The sequence below is a fragment of the Clostridium sp. genome, assembly GCF_051654825.1.
GTDB lineage: Bacteria > Bacillota > Clostridia > Clostridiales > Clostridiaceae > Clostridium.
In genome coordinates, this window is record NZ_JBOFYU010000192.1 from 1 (window position 1) to 12,866 (window position 12,866).

The 12,866-nt window shown below is 27.9% G+C and carries 7 protein-coding genes; 3 read left to right on the top strand and 4 right to left on the bottom strand.

The window, feature by feature from the left end; genetic code table 11:
• Window positions 1-799: 799 nt before the first annotated feature.
• The gene (locus ACRDBA_RS11085; RefSeq protein WP_438572978.1) at window positions 800-2,143 is read left to right on the top strand and encodes an MATE family efflux transporter; all 1,344 of its coding nucleotides are present in this window, start codon (window positions 800-802) and stop codon (window positions 2,141-2,143) included.
• 168 nt (window positions 2,144-2,311) lie between these two features.
• On the opposite strand, the gene ACRDBA_RS11090 is transcribed toward ACRDBA_RS11085, so the two are convergent.
• Entirely contained in the window at window positions 2,312-3,421 is a 1,110-nt protein-coding gene (locus ACRDBA_RS11090; RefSeq protein WP_438572979.1) for a deaminase domain-containing protein, read from the bottom strand.
• Between the two features lie 707 nt (window positions 3,422-4,128).
• On the opposite strand from ACRDBA_RS11090, the gene ACRDBA_RS11095 reads away from it, so the two are divergent.
• Window positions 4,129-4,917: a hypothetical protein gene (locus ACRDBA_RS11095; protein ID WP_438572980.1), complete on the top strand. Its 789-nt coding sequence runs from the start codon at window positions 4,129-4,131 to the stop codon at window positions 4,915-4,917.
• A gap of 15 nt (window positions 4,918-4,932) precedes the next feature.
• Window positions 4,933-5,388, top strand: coding sequence for a hypothetical protein (locus ACRDBA_RS11100; RefSeq protein ID WP_438572981.1), 456 nt, complete (start codon window positions 4,933-4,935; stop codon window positions 5,386-5,388).
• Between the two features lie 47 nt (window positions 5,389-5,435).
• On the opposite strand, the gene ACRDBA_RS11105 is transcribed toward ACRDBA_RS11100, so the two are convergent.
• From ACRDBA_RS11105 to ACRDBA_RS11115, 3 genes are all read right to left on the bottom strand, one after another.
• Window positions 5,436-10,793, bottom strand: a complete 5,358-nt coding sequence (locus ACRDBA_RS11105) for a glycoside hydrolase family 2 TIM barrel-domain containing protein (protein WP_438572982.1) — start codon at window positions 10,791-10,793, stop codon at window positions 5,436-5,438.
• 66 nt (window positions 10,794-10,859) lie between these two features.
• Window positions 10,860-10,988: a hypothetical protein gene (locus ACRDBA_RS11110; RefSeq protein ID WP_438572983.1), complete on the bottom strand. Its 129-nt coding sequence runs from the start codon at window positions 10,986-10,988 to the stop codon at window positions 10,860-10,862.
• A gap of 655 nt (window positions 10,989-11,643) precedes the next feature.
• On the bottom strand, window positions 11,644-12,786 hold the full coding sequence (locus ACRDBA_RS11115; protein WP_438572984.1) for a tetratricopeptide repeat-containing glycosyltransferase family 2 protein: 1,143 nt from the start codon (window positions 12,784-12,786) through the stop codon (window positions 11,644-11,646).
• Between the last annotated feature and the right edge of the window lie 80 nt (window positions 12,787-12,866).

Here is a 12,866-nt window from a genome sequence, read left to right on the forward strand (position 1 = left end):
TTTTTAAGACTCTCAAAAGAATTGCTGGTTATTACTTAACTTTTATTCTGTTCAATTTTCAAAGACCAATCAAAATGTCTTAAAGTGCATAACTACTTGTTTTGCTCGTTTATTTCATTTTGTTTTTCCTCATCGCCCTCAAGCGACTTCATTATCTTACCACCGACATTCTTTCTTGTCAACAACTTTTTTCAAAAAGTTTTTTCTGTCGAAAGTTTGTCTTGGTTAGTGGTTTTTGTGTGTTCCTCACTGGAACGAGATTTATAATATCATGTATATATACTTTGTATTTTAATATTTATTCTATTTTATTAAAATAATAAAGCTTTTTCTTTGTTTTTCTCTTTTTTTCTATTTATATTTAATATTGATACACCAGGTATAGTTTTAAGGTTAAATTCACTAAATACAACTATATTTTCTATAAAAACCTACTATTTAAACTTGATTTCCCTGAAAAGCATATTAAATATCCTATTAATTTTATCCATTTCATTAATTATAATTACTATTTTTAAATATTAATACCTATTATTTAATCTATAATATCTTTAGTACATTATCTTACATATTACATGTCCAGCCCCCCCACTCTTAATACTCTTTTAATTCAAACCTTATAATTAACTTTTTTATCTAAATGTCTATATATATCACAACTATAACTTTACTCGTATCAAGGCACCTATAATGTTGGTTAATGTTTAAAGTATATAAAAATAACAGCTTGACTATATTGTTACAATATAGCTTATTATATTTATATACTAAATCTATACTTAGAAAGGATTTTAAAATCATGAATGAAAATGCTTTAGGAACTGAAAGTTTATCAAAACTTATAGTAAAATATTCTATTCCAGCTATTGTTTCCATGCTTATTGCTGGAGCTCAAACTATTATAGATGGATTATTTGTCGGAAATCTTATAGGTGAAAATGCTATGGCAAGCGTAAATATAGCTCAACCATTTTTTCAATTTGCATTAGCTCTTTCTATGATGGTGTGTATTGGTTCTCTAAGTTATATGGGAAGAAGCCTTGGAGAAAATGATAAGGAAAAAACTCAAAATATTTTTAGGACTTCTCTAATACTACTATTTGCATTAGCTTTTATTTTATCTACATCTGGATTCTTTTTTAATGATGAAATAGCTAGGCTACTAGGAGCTAATAATGTTTTAATAGAAAATTCTGCCCTTTATATAAAGGCAATATCTATTTTCTTACTTCCTATGTTTTTATCTTATCAATTTGGTTTTTCAAATAGGTTAATTAATAAGCCTGATTTATATTTTAAAGGAATGCTATTAAGCTTATGCTTAAACTTAATATTTAACTATGTATTTATAAAGATATTTAACCTTGGAATATTTGGTGCTGGTATTGCAACAGGATTATCTAATTCATCTGTTTTACTAATTGTTATTTGGCCACAGCTTAGTAAAAAAAATGTTTTGAATATATTCGAAGGTAGATTTGATAAAAGCACAATATTACCTGTAGTTTATAACGGCTCATCTGAAGCTATTACATCTATATCTGCTGGTGTTACATCTTATGTATTTAATATTGCATTTTTAAATATTGCTGGAGAATCTGGTGTTGCTGCCTTTACTATAATTAATTATATTTCGTTATTCTCTTCATATATTATGCTAGGAATAGGAGATGGAATTGGCCCAATAGTTAGTTATAACTATGGTGCTAAAAGATTTGATCGTGTAAAAAAAATATTAAACTTATCTTATATAATTGCTTTAGTAGTTGGCATAATAGTATTTGTTCTACTTTTCTTCTTTAGTAATAATTTAGTTAGTATATTTGGAAGTAATAATGTAGCTGTCCATGAGCTTACTGTAGTTGGAGCAAAATTCTTTTCATTTGCATTCTTATTAAGTGGATTTAATATTTTAAGTTCAGCTTACTTTACATCAATAGGCTTTGCAAAGGAATCTGCAATTGTTTCTTTATCTAGAGGATTAGTATTTATTCTTATAGGAGTATTTACTCTTCCTAGATTATTAGGAACAAATGGAATTTGGCTTTCTGTTCCCTTTGCTGAAGTTATAACATTAATGATATGCATTTATTTATTAAAGTTTTCTCGTTACGCAAAATCAGAACAATCTTTAACTACTTAATAGCTTACTTTTATACTAAATTTAAAGTAGACTACAACTACTTTAACTGCATACTAATAATTAATATATAAATAAGTTTTTATAATTAAACAATTAATAGTAAACATAAAAGACTTTATCATAAACTACCTAGTTTTGATAAAGTCTTTTTTTATTTTTAAATATTCTTTAAGAATACTTTTTTATATATTTTATTTTTATATCTATCTGTGGATGCTTTTCTCTAAATTGATTTATAACGTAATAACAACTTGGACAAGGCTCCCACTTTGTATATAAAGTAAAGTTTCCCTTATCCTCTATTTCTTTATTATCTATTTTCTTACTTAATTCTTCTAATATCTTTTTTTCACTATCATTAACTCTATCATAGCCTATACCTAGCATTCCTAATTTATTTACTTTACGGCTTTTAAATAAAGCTTTTCCTATTAATGGAGAGCTGCAATAGCCTTCTATTTCATTGCTTCCACTAATAGCTTTAAATTCCTTATCATTATATACTGCAAATGCTATATTTATTGAATCCTGTAATGCCTTGCTTTGATGGATATTATAGACTTCTTCCTCTTCACTAAACTTTATATATTTATCTATATTTCTTATAAGCCTGTCTACCCTACTTATATTTGTATTTAAATAATTATAATATTCAACACTACCTTTTTTAGCTTTTATATATTTATAATCTAAAGCTTTAGGAATTCCTATCTCTATTGTTTTAGTCCTAGTTTCACTATTATATTCTTCACTTAAATATTCTTTGTTAAATGAAATCATATTTTTTAATAGTTCTATATCCTTTGCATAAAGATATTTACTTCCTATTTCCTCTTCTAATTTATCTAACTTTAATATTTCTTCATTATCTATTTCACTTGATAATTCCATGGCTGTTTTTTCTATCATAATCATCATATCACCAATGTCCTCTTGGATTCTTGGCTCACGCTGATATTCAATTCTATCTATTCTTAACTTGTCCATTCTTTCTATTATCTTAAATAATTCATTAGTATTATCTTCAAATATATTTATCTTATTTATATAATCAATTAATCCCTTAATATTATCTGCTCTATAAGTGATATCATCATTATTTAAGCTTGTACATAATTCTTCAATTATATATTTATCTACATTAAATGCTTCTGCAATTATAGTAATAAACTTATCTTCATTAAATTCATTTATATAATGTCCTTCACTTTCTAAAGCATCTACAAAATCATTTAAATTGCTAATCTTTATTCTTTCTTTTTTTCTTTCCTTTAGCAAAACCCCTATTGTTTTCACCTCATTATTTATCTATTTTTTACAATTAGAACTATACTATTATACATTTCCTTATAATACTTTTCCTATTATAATATTTTATTTATTTTATATAAAAGGCTACCTTACATAATTATAAACTTAATATAATTAATCTTACTGATAAACTAATCTCATTTGTGCATATAAACCTCTTTAAACATTTTAATCATTATTAACATTAATATTTATATAATAAACTCAAATTTAATATTAAATATTCAGATTAGCTCCATAAATAAAAAAACTGTTAACTAAAGTATAATTAAGAATTAGGTATATAATTTGAAAAAATAAAAGAATTTTTTAATTTTATTATTTTATAAAATCCCTTCTTACATTTATAACTAATTTAACCTAATTAATTTTCCTATATAATAAATATCTAATTTTTTATATCTTTTTATTTATTACAAATAATTACAATTAATGATATAATTTTATTTTTAATTTTTTATATTTTTTTACATTTTTTTCAATATTCATTTTAATTATATTATATTTTCCATTTAATTCAAGTCTTTAATTTATTTTTTTTAATGATAAACTCAAGATAACACTTGATATTAGCATATAATTTAAAAATTTATTTGGAGGTGAATTAAATGTATAAATAATAAAATCTACTAAGTTTATATATTAACAAATTTAAATTTGAGGGGGATTTATTTATGAGAAAATTTAAAATTATATCATCTTTACTTATACTATCATGCTTAATATTATCACCTATATCTACAGTTAAAGCTACTACATTAGATTCTAATATTAAATTAGAAAATATAAAACCATTCGATAGTACTGATAAGTACATTGAATTCTTTAATGAAAATAATGTTCCAAAAGATAAGCAAGATATTCTACTTAACAAATTAGACAATGATATTCTTTGGGATTGTTATAATCCTCAAAAAACCTCTGAGATTCCTGAGGATTTTTATGCTTTCGATATTGATGACCCTGTTAATAATAAAAGATATTATAGATTTGAAGATGGTTCATTTATATCAATAGAAACAGAGGGTTCTGCTGAATCTGACAAAGGTAGATCTACTACTAGTGATAGTTTTGGTACTATGTATAAGGATCATATGGTTTCTAAACAAGTTGGTCTTGCTGGAGCAGGTTTTAGAGCTGACTTCTATGTTGCAAGGTATGGTACAAGTTCTTTCGTAGGCGATGGTAATATATGGGATAGATATGCTACTGGTCTTGGTTGTTCAGGATTACCAGCTATAGAGAAAGTTAGACTAGCCGAAGAAGTAGCTAGTCCTAATAACAGAGCCGCTATAGTAAGGATATACTGGCAATCTGTTTCAAATGTCACTGTTAGTTGGCCAACAAAAGGATTTACAGTAGGGGCAAGCATTCCTGTAGGTGCAACTATGTCTCTTTACTTAGCACTAGTAAATAATAAATACTATGTCGATAGTCAATTGCCTTCAAATATATATAACTAGGTACATCTTATAATTATGAATAGAAAGCTTTTAATCTCCATTATACTATCTATAGTTATTAATATAATTCTGCTATCTTTTATAATGGAAAAAAATAAAATAAACATTTTTAGCACCAATATTTCATCTGAAGACTTAGTTGTTAATAATTTTACATTAGTATCCTTCAATAAAACTATTTATGTACAAAGTGGCTTTACATTCAAAGTATTAAATGAAATTGATAAAATAGATTCAATAGAATTTGAAGCCTCCATTGATGGAGTAACTTTATTACAACTTTCTATTAATGATCATTATCCCGAAAAGAGTGATTTAACCAATAGTATATATGGGCTTGAAAAAGTTAAAGATTTTAACGAAGACTCAGTTCTAAAAATCAAATTAAAATATACTATTAACTCAGAAGGGAGAGAATTCCACGATAACATAAAAATTAAAAGCATCAAGAAAAATGAGTCTTCAATATAAAAAAAGGGCTGCCGCAATAGTGCGACAGCCTCTTAATTTAACTAACTCTACTTTGAAGTTCTTAAATTTATACTTACTGGTTTTGAAGTCTCTCCATTTGAATATTTAGATACTACCTTAAATCCATAAATAGTATTTGCTTTTAAGCCTTCTGCATTGTAGTTTAATTGGTCTTTGCTTACTTCAGCTACTTCCTTACCATCTTTATAAATTACATAGCTAACTAATCCAACACTGCTTTCCGGTGCTTGCCAAGTTAATGTTGCTGTTTCCTTTGTAACTTCTGATGTTAAGTTACTTGGTTTTTGTACTATTATTTCTCCCGGATCTACAGTTCCATTTGTTGGTACTACTAAGTTAGCCATATCCATCCACATTACAACTGAATCATCTTGTGGATTTATTGCATATTCAGAATTTGAAGTAAATGCTAATTTTTGTATTTCTACTTCTTCTGCTGTTAATGCTTTTCCATAAACACGAGTACTTGCAAATTGATAATCACTATTTCTATTTGTTTCTGGATCATATCCTATCCATAATGAAGTGTTATTTGATGCTACTCCACCTGTACTTCCATCAGCCTTGCTTCCTACTAATTGTCCATCTACATAGAAAGATAATGTTGCTCCATCATAAGTTCCTACTAATTGATGTAAGCTTCCTACCCAATTTTCAGGTAATGGAGTATTAGTTTCTACTGAATACCAATTTCCATTAGTTGCTTTTATAAAGAAGTCATAGCTTATTGTTCCATTATTTCCTGGTCTAGTTCTAAATCCAAAGCTACTATCGCCTTTACCCATAATCATATTGTAATTTTTATCTGTGCTAGTTGGTTTTACCCATGCTTCAATTGTAAATGGCTTTTTACCCTTTATTACATCTGCAAAAATATCTCCACCATTCTCTCCAGCTGTATTTTTAATTTCTAAAGACCCTGACATTTTATATTTGCTCGCCTCATCTTCAATCATTATGCTATCACTAGTTAATATTGTATTTAATTCATTTTTGCTTGAATCTTTTAAATATGCTGGCTCTGCACCTTCTAATGTAGCTAATTTTTCAATTGCAGCTTCAAGCTTAGAATAATTACTTACTAATTCTTTTTGTGAATCGCTTAAATTATCATATTTAGATTTTGCAGCCATTATAGCATCATATTGCTTATATGAATAAACAAATGATACCTTATTTATTTCATCTATAACCTTTTGGGCTTCAGCCTTATCAAATCCTGATTGATCAAAGCTTTCGATATTTCTCCAAGCCTTACTTAATTCCATTGGATCTTCAGTAGTTTGATATGGAATTATTGTATATTCATAGTTATATGCCTTATCATTATATAATCTATATTGCTCTAAAACTTGTGGGCCACAACTACTATTACCATTACCTTGTGATTTATAATCTAAAGATAAAATAGTATCTTTTCTTGGTGAACCTAATTCATATGGATGAGTTGCATCATCAAGCTCCTCTGCTGTAAAGTGTAATGCACTTGCTTCTATTGGATTAGTTCCTGATACTAATAACCCATTTTGACTATTTGGATTAGTAACAGAAATCCATTTAACTCCTGTTAAATTTCCTGTATCTTGAGTGCTTAAGAATGGATAGAAGAAGTTTGAAGCTGTATTTTCATATATACCTACTCTAGCAAATGTATTTCTATCTTGATATGATTCAACAGGTCCATCACCATACCAAGTTACATTTTCATAGCCTTCAGGTAATACCATTGTAGAACCTACTTTAACGTATCTTCCCATTCCTGTTCCTACTGCATCAACAGTTAAGTTAACAGTTATTTCACCTGATCCATTAACAGTATAAACAATAGTTTCCTTAGCCCCATTAGCTGAATTTAATTTTAAACTTGTAGTTATAACAGTTCTTCCATCTTCTGATGTTTGGACTGTAATATCTTCAGCCGTGATATTTTTGTTTCCATTTTTCCAGTTTCCATCATAACCTGAATCATTATTTAAGATACCTCTCCAGAAGTTTGGCTTAGGTCCTTCTTGCATTAATAATTCACCCTTATAAGTGTAATTTTGCATTATTCCTGTAGCTCTATCTATCGTAAAGTTAAAATCATTTCCTGAAACTGATAATTGAGTCTCACTTTCTTCTACTTTAACCCCACCATTTATTTCTGCAGCTACATCGCTAACTGTTGCAGGAACTTCAAATTGTTCATAAGCAACTTCATGACCTTTTTTAGCCCATAATATATCTTCCTTTAATTTTGCTGAAATATTTAAGAAGTACTCTCCTCCAGCCTTAGTCTCCTCTGGCATATTATAAGGAACTGTAATTTCTTTTCTTTCCTTTGGATTAACAGCTTCAGTTATAGTTCCATTATCTATAACTTTTCCATCCTCTAGTAGCTCCCAAACTACATCATATTCATTCATATTTATAAAGTTATTTTCATTATAAACTTCTATCTTTTTATTTAAGACTTGCTTTTCTGTTCCATTAAACCATAAGCTTTGATATTGATATTTAACTTCATAAAGTTCTGGTTGAATATCTCTATCTGGTGAAACTAATCCATTTACACAGAAATCATTGTCATTTGGACTATCTCCCCAGTCTCCACCATATCCAAAGAATTTACCATCCATTTCTTCATTATATAAATCTTGATGCTCATCTGATGATGCATAGTAATCCCAATATGGACTCTCTTTTTCATTTATTGGAGCTGAATAGTCTACCCATGCTAATACTCTTGAATCATTTGATTTTATTGCAGGCTCTGTACTATATTGCGCCTTTAATTCTTCAGCTGTTAATGCTTCTGTATAAACACGAGCTAATGACATTTCTCCAGCAAATCTTCTTCCTCTTGAAACATCATATCCTATTCCTAATTGATCACCTGAAGAGGCTATTGCTCCTGAATAATTCTTTGACCCTAGTAATTCACCATCACAGTAAACCTTTAATGTATTTCCATCAAAAGTACCTGCAACTTGATGCCAATTACCTGCCCAATTTTCTGGGAATGGTACTGCACATGAATACCAGTTATTATTGTTATATACAAAGAATTCTAGTCCCTCTCCACTACTTTGTGTCTTTAATGCAACTTGATAATCTCCCTTTGCTACTAAAACACTATTTCTTGCATTTGATTCTGGTTTAACAACTGCTTCAAATGTAAATGTTGCTCCTGTTCCTGATAATTCTTTATTATACATGTCATTATTTTCTGAATCCATTACTGTATATCCCTTATATGACTTACCTGTTAATGAACCCTCATCAGCATCATTTATTATCCCATCTCCATAAACTAATCCTTTAGAATTATGAGAACTCATATCACATATTTCAAAGGTTTTAGGTAAATTTTCTAATGATACAACTCTTGATTGGTCAACCCAATCCCAAACAAATGCACCTATCATATTTTCTGAGCTTCTTATTGCATCCCAGTATTCCTTTAAATTACCAACAGCATTTCCCATTGCATGTGAATATTCACAAAGAACATAAGGCATTCTTGTTTTATTAGATGATGTAGATGCCTTTGACCAAACATAGTCAACTGATGGATACATATTACTATCTGTATCTACTCCACCATTCCATCCTTGTCCTTCACTATGAACTGGACGAGTGTCATCTCTATCTTTAAAATACCAAATTAATTTAGGGAATATATTGTCTCCACCATTAGTTGTGTAGCCCATTTCATTACCAATAGACCACATTACAACTGATGTTCTATTTTTTAATCTTTCTAAATTTGTATTTGTCCTATCTAATGAAAGATTAGTAAAATATTTTGCCATAGTATTTACATCATTAGCTATTGCATGAGATTCTAAATTTGTTTCTCCCATTACATATAAACCATATTTATCTGCTAAATAATAAAGATATTCATCATTGCTATAATGCGAAGTTCTTATTGCATTTATATTATTTTGCTTCATTATTTCAACATCTTTCTCTGCTGTTTCTCTTGGTATATGCTTTCCATAGATTGGATCTGTATCATGACGGTTAGTTCCCTTCATTAAAAGCGGCTTACCGTTAATAGTCATAGTTTGATAATTTTGAGTTGTATTTTGATAATTTCCATCAACTGTTGAACTTGTAAAGTTTATTTCTCTAAACCCTAGTTGTTGTGAAGTGCTTTCTATTTCTTTTCGTGTATTTTTATCTATTAATGTTAAGACTAATGTATAAAGATTTGGATCTTCTGCTGACCATAATTTTGGATTTTCTATAAGTTTTTCTCCACTTACAGTTCCTATCTCCTTAGCTCCTACTTTATCTACACCTAGCTCCAACTTATTATTTTCTAATATATTTTCCCCTAATTCATCAAATAGCTTTACGTCTACTGAATAATTAGAAATATCTTTATCTGATATATTTCTAATATCTACATTTACTTTTAAATCTGCATTTTGGAAGTTTTCATCTAAATCTGTAACTACTGTAAAGTCATGAATTTGAACTTCCTCTTTAGATGTTAAATATACATCTCTAAAAATTCCTCCATCATAAATCATATCTTGGTCTTCCATCCAAGTCCCATCACAGAATTTATGAACCTTTACTGCTAAAGTATTTTCTTCTCCTTGTGGATTTAAATAATCTGTTATATCAAATTTATGTGGACTATAGCTATCTTCACTATATCCAACTTCTTTTCCATTAATATAAACATAGTATGCTGATTCTACACCTTCAAAGGATATATATATTCTGCCATCTTCTCTAATCATATCTTCATTTACTGTAAAGTTTTTTCTATATAATCCTACTGGATTATAATTTATTGGTGCCTGTGGAACTGGTACATTTTGATCATATTTATTTTGCCAAGGCATTTGAACATTAGTGTATATAGAAAAATCAAATCCATAGCTAGTCCAACTTGCTGGCAACTGAACATTTTTCCATCCATCGCTTGAGTCCATATTATAATCTGGATTCATAAATCCACCATCTAAAAACTTTTGAGCTTGTTCAGCATTTTGAACAACTGTTAAATCCCAGTTTTCATTCTCTCCAGTTAATAATTGATAATATTTAGAAGCTTCCTTTTTGTATTCTAATGCCCCAATACGAGCTGACTCTACATCTTGATACGGAGTCGTATATGTGGTTGCTTCCTCTCTATTTATTCCCCAAACATCTACAGCTTGTACTTGTTCACCCTTTGTATTTGTATAATTTATTCCCTTATACTCATTATGTGTAAACTTACTATCCTCTGGTAGCCATTCTATAGTATCCGATATTATTTTTTCTATTTCCTTTTCACTCCATGGTGCTTTTTGTGTAGCTCCAATTGGAACTGGCGTGACTAATGATGTGCACATAGCCGTAAATAAAGCTAGTGATATTGTCTTTTTTCTTAAAAACATTTACTTACCCTCCACATTATATTTAGTTAAATTTTTAATATCTAAATAACTTATATTTAAGTTAAATTAACCTTCTTCAGTTGTTAATTCACATAAATCAATATTAATGGGCATTCCTGTAACCTTGTCCAAAACCACTGTTACAGCTTTATCTTCTTCATTATTTGAATTTATCTTTTTATAACTTTCATCCAAGTATATCTCCCTCCTTATCCCTTAAATTAAAAAATGATTAGTAAACGTTGTCATAAAGTGCGTAAAATTTACTAATAATAAACCTATTTTTTATCTTTCATTAGTGATTTTCATGTTCAATGCTATTTAAAATTATATAATCAATAATATTTTTTTAACTTAAATTAATGCTTTATATATAATTAATATATTCCTCTACTAAAAATTTATTTCTATTTTACTAAAATAACTTTTTTATTTAATATTTTTTTACTAAGGCCCTAATAAATATATGTCATTTAATTATCTAAAGTTTTTAAATTAATTTATCTTTATAGTTCTCTACTCTCTTTTGTTAGATTAATTGCTTTAGTTTTTTTACTTTCTTTAGCTGCTTTAATTTTTTTACATTCTTATTTTGTTTTTTACATTTATTTTCTTATGTGTAGTGCAGTAAGTATAAGCAATTAAATTGCCTATACTTATATTATAGACACATTTCCCATTTTTATCCATATTGTCTGATATTCTTTTTAAAGTTTATATATACCCTTTTATTAACTTTATTTATGTTAAGTCTTTTATTTTGATTTTATAACCATAATTATAAAATCAAAATAAAAGAGGTCATCTACGTAAATTATTAAAAATCACTTACGAGATACCCCTAAACTTATTATAATGATTTATACCTTCTATCAAATAATCCTATATCTAATATAGGAATTGCTATTCCTAATTCTTTTAATTTTCCTTTTAGAAATGATCTATTGTGCTCAACCTTATCAGCATTTCCACCATAAATTGCAGTTAACTCATTATAATAATATGCTGTTTCGTAATCCTCTAATCTTGAATAACATACACAAAGTTGAATAGTTGGAATCCATGTATAATAAATAGGATTATTTATTCCTAAGCTACCTTCTTCTGGCTTGCATCCTAATGCTATCTTATACCAAAAAATACATTGCTTAAGCTGATTTTTTTCTAAAAAACATTCTGCTAATCTACAGCAGACCTCCGCCCTTGGTATATCATGTTCAAAGGATTTTAATATAACACCTATTTTCTTTTCCCCTTGATTAGTAGCTCCATAACATTGAACTAAATTTGCAGTAGCTGTTTTTATATCTTCTACCCATCCTTGTCCTGAATCTAAGAATTTTTCATATTTATCTATAGCTTCATCAAATAATCCATTGTGATATAACTCATTTCCAAAATAAAATAAATCTCTTGGTGTAAACTTATCCTTATTTTTTTCCATATCTCTAAATATAGTTAAATTTCTATTTCCTGCTGACTTTATTTTCCCATGATTTACTGCTATGTCAATAGCTAATGTATTTCCACCAACTTCTAAATACTCGTGTATTTTTCCTATCCATTTAAAATTATTTGATCTTTTAACTAGCCTATTTCTTCTTAATGAATAAGTTGTTTTTCCATTTTCATCTCTAGATAATGAGTAATTCATATTTATAGCATCTAAAGACCTACTTATATTCTTTTTTAATTCTAATAATTTCTTTTTATTTTCATCATCAAAATAATCATCGCCATCTAACCATAGTATATATTCCTGTGTAGCCTTACTAAAAGAATAATTTCTAGCCTCTGCAAAGTCATTTATCCATTTAAAGTCATATATATTAGCAGAATATTTTCTCGCAATTTCCTTTGTTAAATCTGTAGATCCTGTATCTACTATTATTATTTCATCTACAAAATCCTTTACTGATTCTAAACATCTTTCTAATGTTTGTTCTTCATCTTTTACTATCATACATAAACTTACAGTAATAATTCCATCCAAAATTCTCACTCCTTTTCTAATATATTATTTATGCTTTTATACCCTAATTTCATGCTTTAAAATTTGAATTTTATTTAAAG